The sequence below is a fragment of the Tenacibaculum retecalamus genome (assembly GCF_027941755.1).
Taxonomy (GTDB): Bacteria; Bacteroidota; Bacteroidia; order Flavobacteriales; family Flavobacteriaceae; genus Polaribacter; species Polaribacter haliotis_B.
Genome location: NZ_CP115916.1, coordinates 528,127 through 551,664 on the forward strand (window position 1 = coordinate 528,127; position 23,538 = coordinate 551,664).

General features: G+C 30.7%; 19 protein-coding genes. 5 read left to right on the top strand and 14 right to left on the bottom strand.

The window, feature by feature from the left end:
- Positions 1-15: 15 nt before the first annotated feature.
- From PG912_RS02610 to tamL, 5 genes are all read right to left on the bottom strand, one after another.
- Complete coding sequence (locus PG912_RS02610; protein ID WP_275688364.1) at positions 16-2,250, bottom strand: polyribonucleotide nucleotidyltransferase; 2,235 nt, start codon at positions 2,248-2,250, stop codon at positions 16-18.
- Positions 2,251-2,437: 187 nt separating this feature from the next.
- Positions 2,438-2,707, bottom strand: coding sequence for a 30S ribosomal protein S15 (gene rpsO / locus PG912_RS02615; RefSeq protein WP_260586331.1), 270 nt, complete (start codon positions 2,705-2,707; stop codon positions 2,438-2,440).
- Positions 2,708-2,833: 126 nt separating this feature from the next.
- Positions 2,834-3,691: an acetyl-CoA carboxylase, carboxyltransferase subunit beta gene (gene accD / locus PG912_RS02620; protein ID WP_275688365.1), complete on the bottom strand. Its 858-nt coding sequence runs from the start codon at positions 3,689-3,691 to the stop codon at positions 2,834-2,836.
- A 156-nt stretch (positions 3,692-3,847) separates the two neighbouring features.
- A complete protein-coding gene (gene fbaA / locus PG912_RS02625; RefSeq protein WP_275688366.1) occupies positions 3,848-4,906 on the bottom strand; it encodes a class II fructose-bisphosphate aldolase in 1,059 nt (352 codons plus the stop codon).
- A 92-nt stretch (positions 4,907-4,998) separates the two neighbouring features.
- Positions 4,999-7,449, bottom strand: a complete 2,451-nt coding sequence (tamL, locus tag PG912_RS02630; RefSeq protein ID WP_275688367.1) for a translocation and assembly module lipoprotein TamL — start codon at positions 7,447-7,449, stop codon at positions 4,999-5,001.
- A gap of 73 nt (positions 7,450-7,522) precedes the next feature.
- Between tamL and PG912_RS02635 the strand changes: the two genes are divergently transcribed.
- Positions 7,523-8,257, top strand: coding sequence for a TrmH family RNA methyltransferase (locus tag PG912_RS02635; protein WP_275688368.1), 735 nt, complete (start codon positions 7,523-7,525; stop codon positions 8,255-8,257).
- On the opposite strand, the gene PG912_RS02640 is transcribed toward PG912_RS02635, so the two are convergent.
- The 3 genes from PG912_RS02640 to PG912_RS02650 are packed head-to-tail and all read right to left on the bottom strand — an operon-like array spanning position 8,249 to position 11,166.
- Positions 8,249-8,863, bottom strand: a complete 615-nt coding sequence (locus PG912_RS02640; RefSeq protein ID WP_260586326.1) for a deoxynucleoside kinase — start codon at positions 8,861-8,863, stop codon at positions 8,249-8,251. The genes PG912_RS02635 and PG912_RS02640 overlap by 9 nt on opposite strands.
- Positions 8,864-8,918: 55 nt before the next feature.
- Positions 8,919-9,599, bottom strand: a complete 681-nt coding sequence (locus tag PG912_RS02645) for a response regulator transcription factor (protein ID WP_260586325.1) — start codon at positions 9,597-9,599, stop codon at positions 8,919-8,921.
- Positions 9,592-11,166 carry a sensor histidine kinase gene (locus PG912_RS02650; RefSeq protein WP_275688369.1) on the bottom strand — a complete coding sequence of 525 codons (1,575 nt, stop codon included), beginning with the start codon at positions 11,164-11,166 and terminating at the stop codon, positions 9,592-9,594. Before PG912_RS02650 ends, PG912_RS02645 begins: the two co-directional genes overlap by 8 nt.
- Before the next feature lie 123 nt (positions 11,167-11,289).
- Between PG912_RS02650 and PG912_RS02655 the strand changes: the two genes are divergently transcribed.
- From PG912_RS02655 to PG912_RS02665, 3 genes are all read left to right on the top strand, one after another.
- Positions 11,290-12,120, top strand: a complete 831-nt coding sequence (locus PG912_RS02655) for a GLPGLI family protein (RefSeq protein ID WP_275688370.1) — start codon at positions 11,290-11,292, stop codon at positions 12,118-12,120.
- Between the two features lie 73 nt (positions 12,121-12,193).
- Complete coding sequence (locus tag PG912_RS02660) at positions 12,194-13,036, top strand: GLPGLI family protein (protein WP_275688371.1); 843 nt, start codon at positions 12,194-12,196, stop codon at positions 13,034-13,036.
- A gap of 36 nt (positions 13,037-13,072) precedes the next feature.
- Positions 13,073-15,841, top strand: coding sequence for a carboxypeptidase-like regulatory domain-containing protein (locus tag PG912_RS02665; protein ID WP_275688372.1), 2,769 nt, complete (start codon positions 13,073-13,075; stop codon positions 15,839-15,841).
- A 63-nt stretch (positions 15,842-15,904) separates the two neighbouring features.
- Here the strand turns inward: PG912_RS02665 and PG912_RS02670 are convergent, their stop codons facing one another.
- Positions 15,905-19,198 carry a reprolysin-like metallopeptidase gene (locus tag PG912_RS02670; protein ID WP_275688373.1) on the bottom strand — a complete coding sequence of 1,098 codons (3,294 nt, stop codon included), beginning with the start codon at positions 19,196-19,198 and terminating at the stop codon, positions 15,905-15,907.
- An 83-nt stretch (positions 19,199-19,281) separates the two neighbouring features.
- Here PG912_RS02670 and lipB point away from each other — a divergent pair, with 83 nt between their 5' ends.
- Positions 19,282-19,986, top strand: a complete 705-nt coding sequence (gene lipB / locus PG912_RS02675; protein WP_275688374.1) for a lipoyl(octanoyl) transferase LipB — start codon at positions 19,282-19,284, stop codon at positions 19,984-19,986.
- Positions 19,987-20,033: 47 nt separating this feature from the next.
- Here lipB and PG912_RS02680 read toward each other — a convergent pair whose 3' ends face one another.
- From PG912_RS02680 to rsgA, 5 genes are all read right to left on the bottom strand, one after another.
- Complete coding sequence (locus tag PG912_RS02680; RefSeq protein ID WP_275688375.1) at positions 20,034-20,678, bottom strand: YceI family protein; 645 nt, start codon at positions 20,676-20,678, stop codon at positions 20,034-20,036.
- A gap of 67 nt (positions 20,679-20,745) precedes the next feature.
- The gene (locus PG912_RS02685) at positions 20,746-21,462 is read right to left on the bottom strand and encodes a tRNA threonylcarbamoyladenosine dehydratase (RefSeq protein ID WP_275688376.1); all 717 of its coding nucleotides are present in this window, start codon (positions 21,460-21,462) and stop codon (positions 20,746-20,748) included.
- On the bottom strand, positions 21,459-22,103 hold the full coding sequence (locus tag PG912_RS02690; RefSeq protein WP_275688377.1) for a TatD family hydrolase: 645 nt from the start codon (positions 22,101-22,103) through the stop codon (positions 21,459-21,461). Before PG912_RS02690 ends, PG912_RS02685 begins: the two co-directional genes overlap by 4 nt.
- A gap of 11 nt (positions 22,104-22,114) precedes the next feature.
- Positions 22,115-22,567, bottom strand: a complete 453-nt coding sequence (gene dtd / locus PG912_RS02695; RefSeq protein ID WP_275688378.1) for a D-aminoacyl-tRNA deacylase — start codon at positions 22,565-22,567, stop codon at positions 22,115-22,117.
- Positions 22,568-23,533: a ribosome small subunit-dependent GTPase A gene (gene rsgA / locus PG912_RS02700; RefSeq protein WP_275688379.1), complete on the bottom strand. Its 966-nt coding sequence runs from the start codon at positions 23,531-23,533 to the stop codon at positions 22,568-22,570.
- Positions 23,534-23,538: the final 5 nt, after the last annotated feature.

Genomic DNA, 23,538 nt, shown 5'->3' on the forward strand with positions numbered 1-23,538 from the left:
TATAGGAAAGATTTCTTATTCTTCTTTTCTAGGTTCTCTTGGTTTTCTGTCATCACGTCCACGATTATCTCTGCTTCTGTTATCACGCCCTCCAGAACGTTTGTCATCTCTTGGTGGTCTTGCAACAAAACCTTCTGGTTTTGGTAACAATGCTTTACGAGAAACTTTTTCTTTACGAGTTCTTGGATCTTGACCAAAATACTTCACGTCAAAAATATCACCCATATTTACTACATCGGTAACATTTTCTGTACGTTCCCAAGCTAATTCACTAACGTGTAATAAAACTTCGTTTCCTGGAGCATCCATATATTCTACAACCGCACCAAAATCTAACATTTTAATTACTTTAACCTGGTAAGCACTACCTACTTGTGGTTTAAAAAGCATAGACTCAATACGAGTAATAACTTGTTCTATTCCAGCAGGATCAGTTCCTAAGATTTCAATAATTCCTTCTTCAGTTACAGCATCTTCAGTAATTACAATTGTAGTTCCTGTTTCTTTCTGTAATTCTTGAATATGTTTACCTCCTGATCCAATAAATGCACCAATCATATCATTAGGAATACGTCTGTTAATCATTTTAGGAGCATGCTCTTTAACTTCTTCGTTTGCATCAGCAATCGTATCTGTTAATTTTTCTAAAATATGTAAACGACCGTCACGAGCTTGTTTTAATGCATTCACTAAAATCTCGTAACCTAATCCTTTTACTTTAATATCCATCTGACATGCAGTAATTCCTTCAGAAGTACCAGTTACTTTAAAGTCCATATCACCTAAGTGATCTTCATCCCCTAAAATATCAGATAAAACTGCGTAACGATCACCATCAGAAATTAATCCCATAGCAATACCAGAAACTGGTCTTGTCATTTTAACACCTGCGTCCATTAATGCCATTGTACCAGCACAAACTGTAGCCATAGAAGAAGAACCGTTAGATTCTAATACTTCAGATACAACTCTTACTGTATAAGGACAATCGTCTGGAATCATTCCTTTTAATCCACGTTGCGCTAAGTTACCATGACCAACTTCTCTACGAGATGTTCCTCTTAATGGTCTTGCTTCACCTGTACAAAAAGGAGGGAAGTTATAGTGTAAATAGAAATTTTCTTCACCTTCGTAAGATGGCATATCTATTTTCATTGCATCTCTAGATGTTCCTAAAGTTACTGTTGCTAATGCTTGTGTTTCTCCACGAGTAAAGATTGATGAACCATGTGTTGATGGTAAGTAGTCTACTTCACACCAAATTGGTCTAATTTCATCAGTCTTACGACCGTCTAAACGTAATCCTTCAGCTAAAGTTAATTCACGAACAGCAGCTTTTTGAGATTTATTGAAATATTTCCCAACTAAATCACCATAATCTGCTAATTCTTCTTCAGTAAAAGCAGCTTTTACTTCTTCTTTTACTTCAGCAAAAGCAGCAGAACGTTCTGCCTTAGATGTTCCTTTTTTAGCGATAGCATAACACTTATCGTAAGCAAGGTCATTTATTTTTGCAGCAACTTCTTCGTCTTCTCTTTCTCCTTCGTATTCTCTTGTTTCTTTCTTTCCGAAAGCTTCAGCTAAACGAACCTGAGCAGCACACTGAATCTTAATAGATTCATGAGCAAATTTAATTGCATCTGCCATTTCTTCTTCAGAAATCTCATCCATTTCACCTTCAACCATCATTACAGAATCAGCTGATGCTCCAATCATCATATCGATGTCAGATTCCGCTAATTGTGCTCTGTTTGGGTTAATTACGAATTCTCCATTTACTCTAGCAACACGTGCTTCAGAAATTGGGCATTCGAAAGGGAAATCTGATAATTGAATAGCTGCTGATGCTGCTAAACCTGCTAATGCATCTGGCATAACATCTTCATCATGAGACATTAATTGGATCATTACCTGTACTTCTGAATGGTAATCTTTTGGGAATAATGGACGTAAAACACGGTCTACAAGACGCATTGTTAATACTTCACCATCACTTGGTCTAGCTTCTCTTTTAAAGAAACCACCTGGATAACGACCTGCAGCTGCAAACTTCTCTCTATAATCTACCGTTAATGGTAAGAAATCAACTGTTCCTGCTTTGTAGCTAGATACTACAGTACATAACAACATTGCTTTTCCCATTTGAACAACAACCGAACCATGGGCTTGTTTTGCTAACTTACCCGTTTCTAATGAGATGGTTCTTCCATCTCCAAGGTCAATGACCTCTCTAAATACTTTTGGAATCATAAATTTTAATTCTAAATTGTTAAATTGTTTGTTGTTGTGTTGTTATTGTTTGTTGTTGCAATGGAAATTCAAAATTGTTGTTAAAAATTTTGAGTTTTTTATATAAATTTCTATTAGTTAGATAGAAATGAACTTTTTGTAAAATAAAAAAGAGGCACGTTTATAGAGCCTCTTTTTTTGAAAGAAATTATTTTCTAATTCCTAATTCTTTAATAATTGCACGATATCTGTTGATTTCTTTTTTCTTTAAGTAATCTAACAAGCTTCTACGCTTACCAACCATTCTAACTAATGAACGCTCTGTGTTAAAATCTTTACGATTTTGCTTTAAGTGCCCAGTTAAGTGATTAATTCTGTGTGTGAATAATGCAATTTGACCTTCTGCAGAACCGGTATCGTTTGCTCCTTTACCGTGTTTAGTGAAAATCTCTTCTTTTGTTTCTTTAGTTAAATACATACCAATATTGTTTTAAATGATTTTAATGTATACAATGCTTTTGCATTGAAGGGGCAAATGTACAACTATTTTTTAAATTCATAAAAAATGTAATAATAAAAAAGCTAGCGTTAGCTAGCTTTTTTATTATGCTCTTATAGGTTGATTCTGTATTAAATCGATATATAAGTTTACTTGTTTTTTTAAATTCTTACGTTCGTAAATTCCATCTAAGAAACCATGTTCTAATACAAATTCCGATCGTTGAAAACCTTCAGGTAATTCTTTACCTGTAGTGTCTTTTACAACACGTGCACCGGCAAAAGCAATTAAAGCATTAGGTTCAGCAATATTAATGTCTCCTAACATAGCAAATGAAGCAGTTGTTCCTCCAGTAGTAGGATCAGTACATAATGAAATATACGGAATTTTAGCTTCTGCCAATTGTGCTAGTTTAGCTGATGTTTTTACTAACTGCATTAACGATAATGATGCTTCCATCATACGTGCTCCTCCAGATTTTGAAATCATTAAGAAAGGAAGCTCGTTTTTTATAGAGTAATCAATAGCCCTTGCTATTTTTTCTCCTACAACGCTTCCCATTGATCCACCGATAAAAGCAAAATCCATAGAAGCGATAACGATATCTTTTCCGTTTGATTTTCCTACAGCTGTACGAACAGCATCTTTTAAACCTGTTTTCTTTTGAGCCGCTTTTAAACGATCTGGGTAGTTTTTAGTGTCTTCGAATTTTAAAGGATCCTTAGATGTTAATTTCGAATTTAACTCTTCAAATTTATTGTCGTCAAAAAATAATTCAAAATACTCATGACTTCCAATACGAACATGGTACCCGTCTTCCGGACTTACATATAGGTTTTTCTTTAGTTCATCTGTATCAATTACCTTACCGCTTGGTGTTTTATACCATAAGCCTTTAGGAGTGTCTTTTTTTTCTTCTGTAGGGGTTTGAATCCCCTTGTCTTTACGTTTAAACCAAGCCATAGTTTAGTTTATATTTTGTTGTTTGTTTGTAATTAACTCATTCATTTTAAGAAAATGAGCTGGCTACAAATGTAAATGATTTTTATGAACTTTAGTTTTTTCAACAAAAAAAAGCACTTAGAATATTCTAAGTGCTTTATTATAAGTAGTTAAAGCTTATAATGTGTTTACATTATTTAAATCTTCAAAAGCTTTTTTAAGACGCGCTTTAAAAGTTAATTCACCTTCTCGTAACCATTTACGTGGGTCGTAGTGTTTTTTGTTTGGTTGGTCTGCTCCATCAGGGTTTCCTATTTGACTTGCTAAATATTCTTTTTTAGCTAAAATATAATCACGAACACCTTCTGTAAAAGCATATTGTAAATCAGTATCAATATTCATTTTTATAACTCCGTAGCCAATAGCTTCTCTAATTTCTTCTAAAGTAGATCCTGATCCTCCGTGAAAAACAAAATCGATAGTATTATGAGGAACATTGTATTTTTTTGAAATATATTCCTGAGAATTTTTTAATATTTTTGGTGTTAATTTCACATTACCAGGCTTGTAAACTCCATGTACATTACCAAAAGCAGCGGCGATTGTAAATTGATCGCTTACTTTCATTAATTCTTCATAAGCAAAGGCAACTTCTTCTGGTTGTGTATATAATTTAGAAACATCAACATCCGAATTATCAACACCATCTTCTTCTCCTCCGGTAATTCCTAATTCAATTTCTAAAGTCATTCCTATTTTACTCATACGAGTTAAATATGCTTTACAAATTTCAATATTATCTTCGATTGGTTCTTCTGATAAATCAATCATATGAGAACTGTAAAGAGATTTTCCTGTTTCTTTATAAAACTGTTCACTTGCATCTAACAAGCCATCAATCCAAGGTAATAATTTTTTAGCAGCATGGTCGGTATGTAAAATAACAGGAATTCCGTAAGCTTCAGCTAATAAATGAACGTGTTTTGCTCCTGCAACAGCGCCAGCAATAGCAGCTTTTTCATTTTCGTTAGATAAACCTTTTCCTGCATTAAATTGAGCTCCTCCATTAGAGAATTGAATAATTACAGGTGAGTTTAATTCTTTTGCAGTTTCTAAAACAGCATTTACGGTATCAGACCCTACAACATTTACAGCAGGTAGCGCAAATTTTTTATCTTTTGCTAATTGAAATATTTCTTGTACTTCTTTTCCTGTAGCAACGCCAGCTTTTATCATTCTTTGAAATTTTAGTTTACAGTTGTTATTTTGAATGACAAAGCTACAAATTTTTAGCTAAGTTGCTATAATTTTTACCGATAACGTTTTAGTTAAAAAGGGTAATTAATTCCGATATTTAGAACAGAACTTTTAATATTAAAATTTTTAAACCAACGATTATCAACTAAGTATGGCTCTCGTACTTTGAATCCTAAATCTAGTCGGGCAATTAAAAATTTAAAATCATAACGGAGTCCAAAACCTGAACCAACAGCGATGTCTGTTATTGATTTTATATTTTTAAATTTAGCAGTTTCTTCTGTAAATTGAGAGTCTGTAATATCCCAAATATTTCCAGCATCAACAAATAATGCCCCTTTTAAAGATCCTAGCATGTTAAATCGATATTCGAAACTCGATAAAAACTTCATACTACCAATATTATATTCTAAACCTGTTTGTCTAGTTCCTGAGCCTAAATCATAGGTTCTCCAAGCTCTAATATCATTTGAGCCCCCTGCGAAATAACTACGAGAAAAAGGAACACTTGATTTATTGTAGGTTATAATTGCCCCTAAAAAAGTTCGGTGGGCTAAGACAGTGTTGTTTCCCAAATTCCAATATTTTTTATACTCTATATCTGTTTTAAAATACTGAGCAATAGGAATTTTAAAAACAGTTTTTTGCCCTCTGTTATTTGTTTGCTTAGATAGTATTCCCATAATATTTCCAGAATTTGCAATTCTAAGCTTTAAAAAAGAAAAATTAGCATCTTTCGCATTTTCTTGATTGTTATAAGTGTAGCTATAGGCAATTTCTGGAATTAAAAAATCAGAAGTAATTATATTGTAACGATTCAGAATGTTAAGGTTGTCTTGGTATTCCGAAGGGTTTGTGTTGGCAAAAGGGATGTCTCGTGCCACATTTTGAATAAATTGTAAAATATCTGCTGAATTACTCGGGCTGTTTTGTGGTAGTGTATGAGTAACAGTTGCGTTGTCAACCTCTTTAAGTTTTGAATACTCAGAAGCGTATACACTAAAATAATTGTCTACATTTAAATTACGAATATATTGGGTATTAAAGAACTCTAGTTGGATAGATTTTTGTTTGTTATAGTTCCATTTATAATCGATTCCAACTGTGACGTTTTGATTATCAAGACCTATGTTTTTTTGCACTCCACCACCTACAAAAAACTTTGTTCTAGGAAACATCTTTTTAGGAACCAGTCTTTGTAAGCCAAAAGGAGCCATAAAACGAGGTACTTCTAACGAAAGATCCGCACCAATTTCCCAACCAGGACCATTATTAGAATTAAAGTAAGAACCAAAAGTTGAAAATTTAAAAATCTCAGCACCTTTAAAAGTATTTCTGTTTGTTAGAGAAAATTTTAGAGAAACATCAAAATTTCGAATGTTAGAACGAGATAATTCAGAGTCTATACCTAAGGTGTACTTTTCGATAGGTGTTAAAAAAACATTCGCTTCTAATTCGTGATCATTTAATTCGTTATAACGAATAGAAGTTGATTTAAAGTTTTTTAAACCTCTTAAATGTGTACGGGTTAAATTTCTAGACACATCATTATATACCGTGTTAGGTTTAATAAATAATGATTGGGATAAGAACTTTGGATTGTATTTTAATTTTTTATGAGCATAAAAGTTAACACCTTTATATAAAGTAGAATCCTTATGAATAGAATCTCTTTTATTGTAAGTGTAATCGGTATATACATTTATTCTCTTTATTTTTTGAACTTTAAAAGGAATAACGCGATCAGAAATATTAATATCTACTCCTGTTTTTTGATAATTATTAAGCGTATCATTATCAAAAGAAATATAATTTTCATTAAAATGATAAATTCCTTTGTTTCTAAATAATTCAACCAAACGATTAGCTTCTTTTATAAAATTACCATCGTTATATTGATCGCCGGTTTTAAGAAAACTTTTTTCTTTGGATTCTTTATACAGAGAGTCTAGAATAGTAGAAGATATTTTTGTGTGAATTGAATCTAAAAATGAAGGACTCCCTTTTGTTACCGAATAAGATACAGCTCCTTTTTTATGAGCAATGGTATCTTTTTTTGAGGTTACTTTTGATCGGAAATAACCTTCAGTTTGAAAATAAGCATTTAGATTAGCCGCTGTTCTTTTTGTTTTTTTATCATCAATAACAACAGGCGCTTCTCCACTGTTTAAAAACCAATTGTTAAGGCCTATAAAAGTTTTAGCGACTGAAATACTTTGCTTCTCAGAAAAACCTTTTTTGAAAAAAGAATACGTATTTGGATGCTTTTCACCCCATTTACTAGGTGTTTTTGGCGCTTCTGGGTTTCCTAAATTATAAAAATATAAAGATAAAGGTACACCTAATGCTTTTGCATTAGGTCGTTGCATTAATAATTCAGTAATTTTTTCGCTTGAGTTTTTTACACTGTCAATATATACAGTGTTTTTTGCCAGCAATAACTCATTTTCTTTTACATACTTTATCGTATTGCAAGAACTGAATAAGACTACTAATAAAAAGAAGATAGCAAGTTTTTTCATTAACTTTACGCCTCGTATTTTAAAGATCAAAAATACTGTTTTTTAGTGGTTATAATGTGTTAAAAAAATAATAATGAGTTTATCTAAAAGCAACCTGAAGTTAATAACAAGTTTACAGCAAAAAAAGTATCGCCAAAAGCATAAATTATTTGTAGCTGAAGGTATAAAGGTTGTAAAAGAATTATTAAATTCTTCTTTAGAGGCATCACATGTTTTTACAGTAGATGAATCTTTCGTTGTTGCAAATGAAATAGCGCTTACTGTTATATCAGCTAATGAATTAAAAAAAATTAGCACTTTAAAAAAACCGAATAAGGTTTTAGGATTGTTTAAAATACCAGAAGATAAAGAAATTAATGAAACAGGTTTAATAGTGGCTTTAGATGAAGTAAATGACCCTGGTAATTTAGGAACTATTATTCGTTTATGTGATTGGTTTGGAGTATCAGAGCTTGTTTGTTCTAAAAACACGGTTGATTGTTATAACCAAAAAGTAGTGCAATCTACCATGGGGTCTTTAACTAGAGTGAATGTTTCTTATGTTGATTTACCTGATTTCTTATCTAACACTCAATTACCAATTTATACGGCAGATATGGACGGAAGTAATGTATACAAAGTCGCATTGCCAGAAAAAGCTGTTTTAGTAATGGGAAATGAAGCAAACGGAATTTCTACAGAAATTTCAGCAATTGTAAAACATAAATTAACCATTCCCAGGTTTGGTAAAATTCAGCAAACTGAGAGTTTAAATGTTGCTACTGCAACTGCTATTTTATTAAGTGAGTTTAAAAGAGGTTTAGAATAACCCGTTAATTTGAGCGTCTATTCGATCGATAATAGAACCTAAATCTTCTTGATTTTTAACGAAGTCTAAATTATCAACATCAATAATTAACAACTTTCCCTTGGTATATTTACTAACCCAAGCTTCGTATCGCTCATTTAATCGGCTTAAATAATCAATGCTAATTGAGTTTTCGTATTCACGACCACGTTTATGAATTTGCCCTACAAGTGTAGAAATATCGGCACGTAAATAAATTAATAAATCTGGTGGAGTTACCAAATTTTCCATTAATTCGAATAATGAAGAATAGTTACTATAATCACGATTTGTCATTAAACCCATTGCATGTAAGTTGGGTGCAAAAATGTGAGCATCTTCATAAATTGTTCTGTCCTGAATAATTTTTTTACCGGACTGTCTTAATTCTAAAACTTGACGAAAACGGCTGTTTAAAAAGAAAACTTGCAGATTAAAAGACCAACGTTCCATTTCACCATAAAAATCATCTAAATAAGGATTCTCATCTACCGATTCGAAATGAGGTTCCCAATTATAATGTTTGGCTAGTAATTGTGTTAATGTTGTTTTACCTGCGCCTATATTTCCGGCAATTGCTACATGCATAGTTTTTGAATTTCAAGATGGTAAAATTACATAAAAAAAGGGATTTCAAAAGGTTTTAGCAGATCAATTTATATCCGTAGCCTCGCACATTTACAATTTGAATATTTTCGTCGTGTTTTAATTTCTTACGTAATTTAGAAATAAATACATCCATGCTACGTGCGTTAAAAAAATCATCATTACCCCATAATTTTTTAAGAATAAATGAACGATCTAAAATTTCGTTTTTCTTTTGATAAAGATGAAACAATAATTCCGATTCTCTATGCGTAAGTATTATTTCGGTTGATTCATGTTGTAATACTTGTTTTTGATGATTGAAAATATAATCGCCAATAACAATTTGTTTATTATCATTTTTTAAAACCAATCTATTTAATAACGAATGAATACGAACAATAAGTTCTTCCATAGAAAATGGTTTTTTTAAATAATCATTTCCGCCATGCTCAAAGCCTTCTAAAACATCTTTTGTTTGCGATTTAGCCGTTAAAAATATAATCGGAATTTGCGCATCTTGTTGTCGAATTTCTTTGGCTAATGTAAATCCATCTTTTTTAGGCATCATTACATCTAATACTAAAATATCAGGTTGTTCTTTTTGGTATAGTTCCAATGCTATTTCTCCATTTTCGGCATGAAAAACCTCAAAATCTCTAGTTTCTAAACTTTCCTTTACAATCTGACCTAAACTAGGCTCATCTTCAGCTAAAACAATTTTTATTTTTTTAGTCATTTGGTAAATCTATTTTAAAAATGGTTCTTTTTACAACTGAACTCAAACTTATAGTTCCAAGATGTTTTTCAACGATTTTTTTGGTGTAATACAATCCAATTCCGAAGCCTTTTACATCGTGTGTATTTCCTTTCGGAACTCTATAAAATTTATCGAATATTTTTTCCTGTTGCTGTTTTTCTATTCCTTTTCCATTATCAGCAACACTAATTTCAATATTATTTAATACCGAATTAATATTAACTTCAATGATATCGCCACCATATTTTATAGCATTGTCAATTAAATTTGAAATGGCATTTTCAAAATGAAAAACATCTACATTATATACAATTTCTTTTTTGTTTGTTGAAAAATTGATGGTTTTATCGGTAGTTACAAATCGATGTTTATTTACAATACGTTCAATAACATCAGTAATATCAACCGTTTCTTTTTTAAGCATTAGTTTCTCACTATCCAACGTGGCTGTTTCCAATAATTTTTCAACCATTTGATGTAGTTTTTTCAACTGAAATGATGATAATGAAAGATATTTTTTAGTTTTTTCCTTATCATCAATCATATTAAAGTTTTCAATAGCTTCAATAGCTGTTGATATTGTTGTAATTGGTGTTTTAAATTCGTGTGTTATATTACTGATTAAATCATTTTTTATCTCAGCTAATTCTTTTTGTTGATTTATAATTTTTAGCAAATAAAACAAACTAGATATTACAGCAAGCGACAATAAAAATGATAATAGAATTCCGATTGAACTTCTTTTTAACGCCTCGTAAGTTGGGTTTGAATACTGAAGTTTAATTTGTTCATCTTTTTTCAAAAAAGAAGTTTGTGCATTGGTTTCTAAAAGAAAAGCTGTTGTATTATTTTTTAAAGATGAATTAAAAAGTGTATCCGATTTAAAATGTTTTAAACTATAATCAGATTGTATTTTTTTACTTTTTAAACGATTAGAAACTAATGAATCTAATTTTTTAATATCAATAGTATCCGACTGAATAGAAATAAATATAGTTTCTAAATTTTTCAATATTTTTAAACTATCTATTGCTTTTCTTCCCGTAAAAACAGTTGTTTTATGTTTTATGCTGTTTTTATCTGATTGATGAAAATCTTGACGAATTGTTATTAATGACTTATTTGTATCCAAGTCTTTTTTGATTCTCATACTATTAATAAAAGCCGAATCAATACTTTTAAATTCAGATGCATTATTACTACTAAAACTGATACTATTTATTTTAAAATCAACAGAATCTTTAGTTGTAATGTTTTTTTTTACAGTATTTTTCTTTCTTTTTAACCCTGGAAAGAGATTTTTAAAAATGTTTTTCCCTGTACTAGAATCAGCATCTTTTCCTCTTATAACCGCATAAAACTTATCTTTAGATAAATCAGTAAAATAACTATTTACAGCATCGTTTAAACTTATCTGTATTTCATTTAATACACGTTGTTTATTTTGGTCGTAGTTTTTATAGTTCCAATATATTTGTACACTAATTGTGGTAAGTATAGTTATAATGATAAAATATAAAATCCAACGATATTTTTTATTTTCCATGTTTCAAAGATACATGTAATACTGAATTTATAAAGGTTACTTAACATTAGTTAACACTCATTAACTTTGATAGAAGGTTTCTTTACTCATATTTGTACTATCAAACAATATAAAATTATAAAAATGAAAAAAAGCATATTTTTAGCAGCATTATTTTTAAGTGTAGTAATTAACGCACAAGAGTTTCAAGGAAAGGCAATCTATAAAACGCATAGGAAAGTAGATTTTAAAATGAAAGAAAAAAAAGGAGGTAATTCAGATATTCAGAAGCAATTACAAGCTCAGTTGATGAAGCAATTTCAAAAAACATACACCTTAAATTTTAATAAATCAGTATCTACCTATAAACAAAATGAAGAATTATCTGCTCCTCAGGCTCAAAACGGAGTAAGTTTTAAAGTTATAGGAAGTGGGGGCGGAACTGATATTTTATATAAAAATATTACTGAAAAACGATTTGTAAATAAAACTGAAATTAGCGGGAAACGATTTCTTATTAAAGACAAATTAAATGAACTTGATTGGGAAATGACTTCCGAAACAAAAAATATTGGTAATTATACTTGTTATAAAGCAACAAGGGAAAGAGAAGAAACAAGAACGTCTTTTTCTATGACAGATGGAGAAAGAGAAGAGAAAAAAGAAAAAGTAATCGTAAAAACTGTTGCTTGGTATACACCACAAATACCTGTAAGTAATGAGCCTGGAGAATTTTGGGGATTACCAGGGTTGATTTTGGAAATTCAAGACGGAAAACAAACAATAGTTTGTACCGAAATTGTAATGAATCCATCAGATAAAATTAACATCAAAGAACCATCAAAAGGAAAAAAAGTAACACAAGAAAAGTTTGATAAAATAATGGATAAGCATTCAAAAGAAATAATGGAGCGTTTTAAAAGTAAGCGTAAAAGTAAGGATGGAAATTCATTTAGTATTCAAATACAAGGATAGCATTAAACCTTTTTAGTTTTGTTGAGTCTAACACTTAATTACAATTAAGAGTTATAAAATTAAAAAGCAAAAAATGAAACAAATTACAACCATCTTTTTTCTGTGTTTATCGATTACGATTTTTTCACAAGCTAATTTTCAAGGTAAGGCAGTATATGAATCTAAGACTACTATGAATAGTGATTTTGGAGGAAGAGATATGTCTGAAGAACGAAAAAAACAAATCATGCAGCGTATGAAAAGTATGTTGGAGAAAACGTTTATTTTAAGTTTTACGAGAGAAGAATCTGTTTATAAAGAACAAGAAAAATTAGCAGCACCTACTACTGGAAGAGGCCGTAGGTTTGGAGGTTTTTCTGGAGGTGGAATAAAATACAAGAATGTAAAAGAAGGAACGTTGTTAGAATCGACAGAAGCTTTTGGTAAAAAATTTTTAATTTCTGAAGCAGCCGAAAAACCAAATTGGGAATTAGGAAGTGAAACCAAACAAATAGGTAATTACACATGTTATAAAGCAACTTTAGTAAAAAAGAATACAGCTTTTAACTGGAGAAGTATGAGAAGACCTAGAAAAAATGAGACTAAAAAAGATTCAACAAAGGTTAAAAAGGAATTAGAATTACCAAAAGAAACGATAGTTACTGCTTGGTACACTCCACAAGTGCCAGTTAGTAACGATCCTGGGAATTACTGGGGATTACCTGGATTAATTTTAGAAATTAATGAAGGAAGAACTACTATTTTGTGTTCAGAAATTACAATGAATCCATCAGAAAAAATTGAAATAACTAAACCTGAAAAAGGGAAAAAAGTTACTAGAAAAGAATACACTGAAATAATGAAAGTGAAGATGGAAGAAATGAGAGAACGTTTTAGTGGAGGAAGAAGAAGTGGCGGAAGAGGTGGTCGTTTCTAAATAACAAAACATTAAAATCATACACACATTTTACAAATGAAAAAAGCACTACTAATAGTCATTTTCTTGACTACATGGATAACCAATGCCCAAATAACGCTAAAAGGAGTTGTTAAAGATAGTATTGGAGTTCCTTTAGAAATGGCAAATGCAATCGCGATTAATACGGTTACAAAAAAATTAGATTCTTATGGATTTACAGATTCGAAAGGGAACTTTAAATTAAATCTTAAAAAGAATTCAAGTTATAGCATTAAGATAAGTTATATAGGTTTTAAAACATCTGACGTTATTATAAAAACTAAGGAACAAGATCTTGTAAAAGACATTAGTTTACAAAAAGATAATAGCTTAGATGAGGTAAATATTACCTACAAAATGCCCGTAACAGTAAAAGGCGATACGATTGTTTATAATGCGGATAGTTTTAAAAACGGAACTGAAAAAAAATTAGGAGAAATATTAGAAAACCTTCCTGGAGTTGAAGTAAATGATGATGGAGAAATAGAAGTAGAAGGAAAAGCTGTAAAGAAAATTATGGTTGAAGGAAAAGATTTCTTTGATGGTGATACTAAAATAGCAACCAAAAATATTCCTGCTGATGCGATTGATAAAATTCAGGTTTTAAAAAATCATAGTGAAGTTGGGCAAATGAGTAGCGTAACAGACAATGAAGATAACATCGTAATTAATATTAAATTAAAAGAAGGAAAGAAAAACTTTTGGTTTGGTGAGATTACTGCTGGTTTAGGAGTAGGAATGAAAAACAATAGATATATTGTAACACCTAAGTTATTTTATTACAACCCAAAATACAGTGTAAATATTATAACAGATGTAAATGATATTGGAGAAGTATCCTTTACAAGAAGAGATTATTTTAAATTTACAGGTGGTTTTAGAGGATTAAGTGAAAATAATGGAACAAACTTTAATGTAGGTTCTAGCGATATTTCTTTTTTAACAATGAAGAATAATAGAGCAAAAGAAATTGAATCTCGATTCGGAGCAGTAAACTTTAGTTATTCGCCAAAGAAAACATGGGATTTAAGCGGGTTTGCAATTTATTCGGGTAATGAAACCGATATGGAAGAGGCTACAAGTCGTGTATACTCAAATGCAGGTATAGATAGCAACAATTTACCTGCTTATGATTCGAATGACCCTTCATCAGTAAAGTATATCGATACAGAACTAACTCAGAACACAACCAATCAAACAAGTGATTTAGGATTATTTAAAATAAGTTCAAGTTATAAGCCTGATAGTAATAATCAGTTTGATTATGATATTTTTGCTAAAATTTCGAAACAAAAGCAATTACAAAACACTTTATCATCAAGAACATACTTAAATGCAGCAGATGAAATAGTACCTATTGATCAGGTTTCTGAGCAGAGTCCTTTTTCTATCAATCAGAATTTAAAGTATTATTATACGTTAAACGAAAAAAATATTTTTGCTTTTGAGGCATTGCACTTATGGCAAGATGAAGATCCTTTTTATAATGCAGAGTTAGAGAAATTATCTTTTGCAAATTTAATAGGTGCTGATGTAAATGCAAATCCGTTTAATTTAGGTCAGAATAAAAGAATAAAAACCAACAAATTTGATGCGAAATTAGATTACTTCTACGTGATTAACCCTAAAAGTAATTTAAACATCACTTTAGGTACCACACAAAGTAACCAACAATTTAACTCTGATATTTTTGAGATTTTAGGAGGTACTAAAAATGCGATAACACAGGTTAGTAGTATAAACGATGTAGATTTTACATTCAGTGATATTTATGCCGGTTTACACTATAAATTTATAACAGGAATTTTTACTTTCGATCAAGGATTTACAGCACATAATTATGTATCTAAAAACACACAGTTAGGTTCGGAGGTTAGAAATAGTTTTACGAAAATATTACCTGATGCTTCAATTAAAATTAGCTTAAAAAAATCTGAAACTTTACGATTAAGCTATAATATGCAAACTAGTTTTACTGATGTAAATCAGTTAGCAGAAGGGTATGTTTTTAATAATTATAATAGTTTGTATTCTGGTAATAGAGAACTAGAAAACTCATTATATCATAATTTGAGTTTAAACTATTTTAGTTTTAATATGTTTAATTATACGAATATTTTTGGGTCAGTAAATTATAGTAAACGAGCTGATGTGATAAAAAATAACACGCAGTTTATTGATGTGAATAGTGTAAGAACTTCTGTTAATTCAGCTTTTCCTGATGAAACAATTTCAGCAAGAGCAAATTTTCAAAAAAGTTTTAGAAAATTTAAAGTGCGTTTCGGAGGTAATGTATCACATTCTAAATCGAATAGTTTGATTTCGAATCGTCAAACGAATGTAGTTTCAAATCGATTAACAAAAACATTTTCACAATCATATACTTCAAGGTTTAGTACGAATTTTAAAAAAGCACCAAATTTTGACGTAGGTTACAATGTATCAATTAATAATTCGGATATTGGAGGAGTTGAAAATAAGTTTACAACACATAGTCCGTATGCTAATTTAGATATACTTTTCTTAAAGGAATTTATATTCACTTCTAAATACACCTTTAATAAAGTAGTTAACGGAGGTAAAACTATTGATGAATATGGTTTTTTAAGAGCAGATTTAACTTATCAGAAAAAAGATAGTAAATGGGAATTTAGGTTAAGTGCCACCAATTTATTGGATTCTAAAGCATTAAATCAAAATAGTAATAATGATATTTTCGTAAGTAATTCAACATATGTAATTCAACCTAGAATTGCAATGTTTACAGTAAAGTATAATTTATAATACCAAGATTTTTACAAATAAAAAAAGCGAGCTATTAAGCTCGCTTTTTTTATTTGTAAATTTTTATTGAATAATTATTTTCTGTGTTTTTGTTTTTCCGCCATTTTCTATTTGAAGTAAGTAAACACCGCTACTTATTTTAGGAAACTGAATTTCTTTATTGAAATTACTCGAAACTGTTGAGAAATTTTGAGTATTTAATAAATTACCAACCAAGTCAAACAATCTAATGATTGTTAAATTTTTATCTTTTACTTTAAAATCAATGGTTAATTTTCCGTCAGAAGGTATCGGATATATGTTTAAATCAGTGAATAAATTATTATCAGTAGCAAAACTTTCTTCAATATTAACGGTGTAATCTTCCGTTTCTCCCCATTCACTTTCATGATCAGAATCACAAGCTCCATCTCCATTCGATGATGTTCCTAATTCATAATATTCTATAATAACTCTCATACGAGTTTCTCCTAGTAATGCATCTTCAGGTATTGTTATGTTTAGTGTTGCCGTTGCAATATCAGCTGTTTGATTTCCTAAATCATATCTTTCTGTTGCCTTATCGAATATATAATCTTGATTCCAATCAATAAAAACATAACAATGATCTTGGTATCCATCCGTATTAAAAGTTACGCTTATTTGGTATTCTTGTTTTCTCTCAATACTTGTTGTTATCGCAGTGAAATCTTCGTATCCATCTACAGAATTATTTCCTGAAGTATTGTTAATTGTATTAAAAGTAACATTGGTTATATGTTCGGCTCCGTAGGTTTCGTCGGTAAAAGTTGAATCACAATATGACGGGGTTTCTGTCATAAACATATTGCTATTTGAAAACGAACCTTCGCCACAATTATTGATAGGTTTTACACGCCAATAATAATTTGTGACCTCAGTTAAGGACGTAGAGTGTATGTATGAATTGGTGGCCGTTGTTTCATTAATTATTATAGAATTAAAACTAGCATCTGTTGCTACTTCAATGTTATAAGAAGTTGCATTTGAATTTGCTTCCCATTCAAAATTAGGTGTAATACTAACATTTGTAGCGTTTGTTACTGGCGCAGTTAAATTTTGAGTTGAAAAATTAGTGCCAATCACTTTTAAGAGTGCTTCAGTTGTTTGAGTAACTGTATTGGCTTGCCCTTCAACTTGTATTGTATAATCTTGTTGGGGGCTTCCGTCTAAATTACTAATCGTCATTATAACATTACCGTCTGCATTAATACTGGTTGGATTAAAATTAGCTGTTGCCCCGTTTGGTAAGCCTGTAGCAGACAGATTTACTGTTTCTGTAAATCCGTTAACAAAATCAAAATTTAAAGTATAATCAACAGAATTATTATCAATATTACAAACCGTTTGTTTCTCAGTTTCATTTGAAACTAAAAATGTGGGAATGGTAGAGTTAATAGTAAAGTTAGTAGTATTTACATTGTAAAAAATATTATCGGCAGCTTCAACAAGAATACGAGCAGAAGTTGTTGGATTGTCAGGAACAACAATGTCATGGGCACCATCATTGGTAACATCTTGGTCTAAAATAATAGGAAAAGTTACTCCACCGTCAATAGAAAGTTTAATATTAACCTTAGTACAGTTAATAGGGAATTGATCTGTTGTACCTTCATTCCATCTTATTGTTTGCGTAGAACCTGTATTCCAGGTTACACTAGTATTCGGTGCAATAACCGTAAAAGCTACAGCATCGGTAACTGTAATTTTAATATTATCTCTTGCAGAGCTTCCTCCTCCCGGATGATTATCTCTTACCGTAAATGCAAAATTTAAGTCTCTAGCAACTTCAGGAAGAACTTCCCATGGGTTAGAGGTTCCGTTAACAACATTTGCAAGAGTTGGTAAGTATCTGTCAGGAGAAGAGCTAGAAGGTAAAGCTCTAAATGTAGAGCCTGCTGTATTTGTTGATTCAGGAGGCATTGTTGCTATTTCATTATCTGTTTGTTCCCAATTATAAGTTAAACTACTTAGCCCTTGCGCATCTGTAACTGTTCCTTTTAAAACAAAAGGAGTAGATTTTGGAATGCTAAAATCTGTACCAGCAGTTATTACTGGGGCATCATTGTTTGTATTTGTTTGAGTAGCACAATTACCGCTGTTTTGTACATGTGCCCACATTTGAGAAATACTTACTGCATGAAAATTAGCATGACTGTTTCCTTGAACATCAGGATCGCAAATACCAGCATATCCCATGATTGTAGAACCGCTTCCAGGCTCTACCGCAGTAGCATTTGTTCTGTTACAATCATTGTTTTGTGTATGAGTAGCACCAAATTGATGACCTATTTCATGTGCTACATAGTCAATATCAAAAGGATCTCCAATAGGCTGACTACGACCAGTAATTCCACTAGCTTTACGGTTAGTAACACAAACAGATCTTAGACTAGCTAAACCACCTCCACCAGTACTAAAAGTATGACCAATATCGTAATTAGCATCACCAATTAGATCGTCACATTTTTGTTGACTCTCATCAATTAAGTCATCAGAATTATTATTTGTTAATCCATCAGTAGCTGCATCTAAAAAAATTAAATCATCATTATTATTTACAAGAACCATTTTTACTGCTAAATCTCTTTCGTAAACTTCGTTTACACGACTCATTGTAGTATTTATAGCTGATAAAACAGCTGCTTTTTTTACAGCATCAGTTGCAGCAATATTAACTCCTTGATTATTTAAATGAAACTGTGAATATTCCCCAGTACAGGCAATAGCAATTCTAAAAGTTCTTAATTTACCATCATTAGCATTTCTTCGTTGGCTTGATGTAGTTATTGTTTTTTTAGCAGCTACAGCTTCAACATTACAGGTAAAATCATTTTTATCACTTATTATGTCATTTTTTTTATAAATGATATATTGCTTTCTGTTTTTAGTATATGGATCTATATATATGATATTATCAGTAACTGAATAAATTATAGCATGGAAACCATTGGTACCTATACTGATTTTTGCAGTTGCAGTTGGGTCATCAATTCCTTGGGCAGCATACGATTTAATCATCGGAAATTTTGCTGCTAACTTAGGTGCTAAATATGAAGTCTCTTGAATAGAAAATCTATTTAATTTCCCTTTTGAATTAGGAAGCGTAATTATTTTTTTACTATTTTTTGATTGTAAATTTGTTAGGGAGTTTTTGAAGCTATTTAAATCTAAAGAAGCTAAAGCGTATTTTTGTGGCGTATTTTTTCTAGTAAGTATTTCGTTTTCCTGAAAAGATAAAGTTTTTTTGGCTGTTTTATTCCAGTAGTTTTGAGAGAATGAATTACTAACAAACAAAATGAAAGTTAATACTACTAAAAGAACGTTTTTTCTAATCATAATTATCGAGTTATCGGGTATTTAATATAACAGCTTAAAACTATTTTTACCTACCTTTGGGGGCTTGTTTAGAACGCTAATTTATGAATAAAAAAATAACAGTCAGCGATTTAGGTCGAAAAGATTATAAAGAAACATGGAGCTATCAAACTGAGTTATTGGATGAAATTGTTGCTTTAAAAAGAAAGAAAAGGAATGCGACAGAAGAAATTGTAACGCCTAATCATTTTTTATTTGTAGAACATCCGCATGTATATACCTTAGGTAAGTCTGGCGATATCAGTAATTTATTATTAAACGAAGAAAAGTTAAAAGAAAAAAAAGCTACTTTTTATAAGATTAATAGAGGAGGAGATATAACGTATCATGGTCCCGGACAAATAGTGGGATATCCTATTATTGACTTAGAAAATTTCTTTACAGATATACATAAATACTTACGTTTACTAGAAGAAGCAATTATATTAACGATAGCAGAATATGGCTTAAAAGGAGAACGTAGCGATGGTGAAACGGGAGTTTGGCTTGGGGTTGGAACACCGTTTGCTAGAAAAATTTGCGCTATGGGAATTCGTGCAAGTAGGTGGGTTACCATGCACGGTTTTGCTTTAAACGTAAATGTAAACTTAGGGTATTTCGATAATATTATTCCGTGTGGAATTAGAGGGAAAGCAGTTACTTCTATGGAAGTTGAACTCGGTAAAAAAATATCCGAAGAAGAAGTAAAAGAAAAAATATTAAAACATTTTAAAGTACTCTTTGAGGTTGAAGAATATATTAAAGCATAAAAAAAGGGTTGACAATGTCAACCCTTTTTTTATTAGGAATTCTAAAATTATTTTTTAGCTTTAATGTCAAAAGAAATTTCCATTAAATCATTAATGAATTTATCTTTTAAAGCAGCGTCAAACTTTTTAGAGCTATAAGTTACTCCAAAATCTGTTCTGTCAATACTAAAAACATCACTTTTAAAAGTAGCAGTACCTTCGTTTTCAGTTACTGTAGCAGGAATTGTAATACTTTTTGTAGTTCCTCTAAGTGTTAAGTTACCTGTTATTTGTAATTTACCATCTTTAGTTTCTGAGCTTGCAACTACGAATTTAGCTGTTGGAAATTTAGCTACATCAAAAAAGTCTTCATTTTTTAAATGACCTTCTAATTTTTCTTTACCATTACCAGCTTCTAAATCAGTACAAGAAATTGTAGTCATATCAATTACAAATTCTCCAGCTTTAACAACACCGTTTTCAATATCAAACATACCAGTTGTAATACTAACAACTCCGTTATGAGAACCTGTTGGTTTGTTTCCTTTCCAAGTAACGGTAGATTCTGTTACATTTGCTTTATAAGAATTAAGTACGTTTTCTACTTTTGCTACCTCTTTAACTTCTTCGTTAGCAGTTACTTTATTTTTTTCTGATTTACAAGAAACAGCAGTAATTGCAATAAGAGCAATGGCTAAAATTGATTTTTTCATTATGATTTATTTTTAATAATTGAATTTATTTAGAACAAATATAATTAAAAAATAGTTTCCGTGGAGATTATTTTTTTGTTAAAATTTTATTTATAACAAATGAACTTGCTTGCAATCCAAAAGCAGCAGGCATATAACTAATAGTACCGTAAAAAGATTTTTTAAAATTAACACCGTTTGTAAGTTGTAAACTTTCAGGTATTTGAACTTCTTCAGAATAAACTGCCATTACACCTTTGTTAACATTTAGTTCTTTTAACCTCTTTTTTAGTGCGCGTGCCATTTTGCAGTTTTTAGTTTTGCTAATATCCTTAACAACCACCTTGCTTGCATCTAATTTTCCGCCGGCACCCATTGCACTAATTAGTTTTACTTTTTTTCTTCTAGCCGCAACAATTAAATTAATTTTAGGCGTAATACTATCAATACAATCTAAAACATAATCGTATTCTTTATTTACTATTTCAAAAGCTCTATCTGGCGATAAAAACTCTTCCAATACCTTTAATTCTATTTCAGGGTTTATGTCTTTAATTCTGTCTGCTATTACAGTTACTTTCGATTTACCTATGGTGCTTTTTAAAGCGGGTAATTGTCTGTTTATATTTGTTTCATCAAAAGCATCTCCATCCACAATTGTCATTTTGCCAACACCAGCTCTTGCAATAAATTCGGCTGCAAAAGAACCAACGCCACCTAAACCAACAATTAAAATATTTGAATTCTGTAGTTTTTCAATTCCTTCTTTCTGAATTAATAATTCCGTTCTCTCTAACCAACTCATTTTATAAATATCGTATTAAAATTTTGATGTATTCTCCTTGTTAATTCTTCAGTTTTTAGCTCTTTTATTGAAGCTGCTTTTTGGTAAATAGCACTAATATCAATTTCATCGGAATCAGTTTCTAAAAAAACAGCATCTAAAGAAACCTCTTTAAACGTTTTTTGCAATTTAGCAGCAGTAGTTAATGCTTTTCCGAAGGATAAAAAATAACCATTTTTTATTAGGGATAAAGCTACTTGACTGTTTTTGTTAAAACCATGAATAATCCATTTTTGTTGAGGTTTTAGTGTCTTTTTTAAATGAAATATCTCTTCAAATGATTTTACACAATGTATGATTAATGGTTTTTGATATTTTTCTGATAAATGAATCTGTTTTTTAAAGACCTTTAATTGAAGTTCATAATCCGTTTTACATAACTTATCCAAACCACATTCGCCAATAGCAAAACAATTTTCAAGTTGTAATTGTTGTTCGATAAAATTAATTTCGGAATCAATTTTTTCCTTGATAATATTCCACGGATGAATTCCGACAGAAAAAGGAATGCTAAAATCTATTGAGTTAGGTTCACAATTTAAAATTGAGATCGTTGAATTGTTATAAGATTTACGATGCGTATGTACGTTGATAAGTTTCATAATCAACGTTTTTATACCTTATCTTTAGTATCAATAATAATAGTAACAGGACCGTCGTTTAATAATTCTACTTTCATATCGGCACCAAACTCACCTGTTTGTACTTTTTTACCTAAATCTTTTTCAAACTGATGTATGAATTCTTTATATAAAGGGATTGCAATTTCTGGTTTTGCAGCTTTCATATAACTTGGGCGATTGCCTTTTTTAGTGGAGGCTTGTAGCGTAAACTGACTTACAATAATAGCATCTCCTAAACTGTCGATTAACGATTTATTCATAACGCCATTAGCATCATTAAAAATACGAAGATTGTTTATTTTTTTAGACAACCAATCAATATCTTCTTTCGTATCATCATTCGTAATCCCTAAAAGAATAAGTAATCCACTTTTAACATCAGCAACTTTTTCACCTTCAATAGTCACGCTTGCTTTAGATACTCTTTGAATAACAGCTTTCATTTATTCTTGATCTTTTTCCCAAATATCAGTACGGTAATGTTCTTCTTCTCCTTCTAAAATTTGTAAATAACTTTTATAGCGAGACCATGAAACAGTATCTTCTTCTAAAGCATCTTTTACAGCACATTTTGGCTCGTTTACGTGAATACAATTATTGAATTTACAATCTTGTTTTAACGCAAAAAACTCTGGAAAATAATCGCCTAATTCTTCTTTATCAATATCAACAACACCAAAACCTTTAATACCCGGAGTATCAATAATTCTTGCATCTTGTGAGTTTTCGAGATTTAAATCGAACATTTCAGCAAATGTAGTGGTGTGTTTTCCTTGATTATGTTGATCAGAAATTTCTTTGGTTTTTAAATTTAAAGAAGCATCAATTGCATTTACTAAAGTTGTTTTTCCTACTCCCGAATGCCCAACAAACATCGATGTTTTTTCGAGCATCATTTTTTTAATCAGCTCTACATTTGTGTTTTCTTTGGCAGATACTTCTATACAGGTATAACCAATAGTTTCGTAAATGTCTTTTAAATATAAAATCTCTCCGCGTTCTTCTATTTCGTAAGAATCTATTTTGTTAAATACTAAAATAGTGTCAATTCGATAGGCTCTTGTTGATACCAAAAAGCGATCGATAAAAGTGGTAAAAGTAGGTGGATTGTTGATGGTAATTAATAAAAAAACCTGATCGATGTTAGAAGCAATAATATGTGTTTGCTTCGATAAGTTAACAGATTTACGAACAATAAAGTTATCACGTTCGTGAATTTCTGTAATAACTCCAGTTTCTTCATTGTTTTTAGTTTCAAGGTCAAAATCAACCTTGTCGCCAACAGCAATTGGATTGGTACTTTTGATACCTTTTAAACGGAATTTTCCTTTAATTCGGCATTTGTATAAAACCTCTTCATACTTTACCAAATACCAACTTCCTGTAGATTTATAAACCGTTCCTGTCATATAAA

What these genes read in the sequence shown, in the direction of transcription:
- rpsO (WP_260586331.1), bottom strand. Translation starts at nt 2,707, where the DNA reads ATGTATTTAACTAAAGAAACAAAAGAAGAGATTTTCACTAAACACGGT.
- fbaA (WP_275688366.1), bottom strand. Translation starts at nt 4,906, where the DNA reads ATGATAAAAGCTGGCGTTGCTACAGGAAAAGAAGTACAAGAAATATTT.
- PG912_RS02660 (WP_275688371.1), top strand. Translation starts at nt 12,194, where the DNA reads ATGAAACAAATTACAACCATCTTTTTTCTGTGTTTATCGATTACGATT.
- lipB (WP_275688374.1), top strand. Translation starts at nt 19,282, where the DNA reads ATGAATAAAAAAATAACAGTCAGCGATTTAGGTCGAAAAGATTATAAA.
- tamL (WP_275688367.1), bottom strand. Translation starts at nt 7,449, where the DNA reads ATGAAAAAACTTGCTATCTTCTTTTTATTAGTAGTCTTATTCAGTTCT.
- PG912_RS02670 (WP_275688373.1), bottom strand. Translation starts at nt 19,198, where the DNA reads ATGATTAGAAAAAACGTTCTTTTAGTAGTATTAACTTTCATTTTGTTT.
- PG912_RS02680 (WP_275688375.1), bottom strand. Translation starts at nt 20,678, where the DNA reads ATGAAAAAATCAATTTTAGCCATTGCTCTTATTGCAATTACTGCTGTT.
- PG912_RS02610 (WP_275688364.1), bottom strand. Translation starts at nt 2,250, where the DNA reads ATGATTCCAAAAGTATTTAGAGAGGTCATTGACCTTGGAGATGGAAGA.
- PG912_RS02635 (WP_275688368.1), top strand. Translation starts at nt 7,523, where the DNA reads ATGAGTTTATCTAAAAGCAACCTGAAGTTAATAACAAGTTTACAGCAA.
- PG912_RS02655 (WP_275688370.1), top strand. Translation starts at nt 11,290, where the DNA reads ATGAAAAAAAGCATATTTTTAGCAGCATTATTTTTAAGTGTAGTAATT.
- PG912_RS02650 (WP_275688369.1), bottom strand. Translation starts at nt 11,166, where the DNA reads ATGGAAAATAAAAAATATCGTTGGATTTTATATTTTATCATTATAACT.
- PG912_RS02685 (WP_275688376.1), bottom strand. Translation starts at nt 21,462, where the DNA reads ATGAGTTGGTTAGAGAGAACGGAATTATTAATTCAGAAAGAAGGAATT.
- PG912_RS02690 (WP_275688377.1), bottom strand. Translation starts at nt 22,103, where the DNA reads ATGAAACTTATCAACGTACATACGCATCGTAAATCTTATAACAATTCA.
- rsgA (WP_275688379.1), bottom strand. Translation starts at nt 23,533, where the DNA reads ATGACAGGAACGGTTTATAAATCTACAGGAAGTTGGTATTTGGTAAAG.
- PG912_RS02640 (WP_260586326.1), bottom strand. Translation starts at nt 8,863, where the DNA reads ATGCATGTAGCAATTGCCGGAAATATAGGCGCAGGTAAAACAACATTA.
- PG912_RS02665 (WP_275688372.1), top strand. Translation starts at nt 13,073, where the DNA reads ATGAAAAAAGCACTACTAATAGTCATTTTCTTGACTACATGGATAACC.
- dtd (WP_275688378.1), bottom strand. Translation starts at nt 22,567, where the DNA reads ATGAAAGCTGTTATTCAAAGAGTATCTAAAGCAAGCGTGACTATTGAA.
- accD (WP_275688365.1), bottom strand. Translation starts at nt 3,691, where the DNA reads ATGGCTTGGTTTAAACGTAAAGACAAGGGGATTCAAACCCCTACAGAA.
- PG912_RS02645 (WP_260586325.1), bottom strand. Translation starts at nt 9,599, where the DNA reads ATGACTAAAAAAATAAAAATTGTTTTAGCTGAAGATGAGCCTAGTTTA.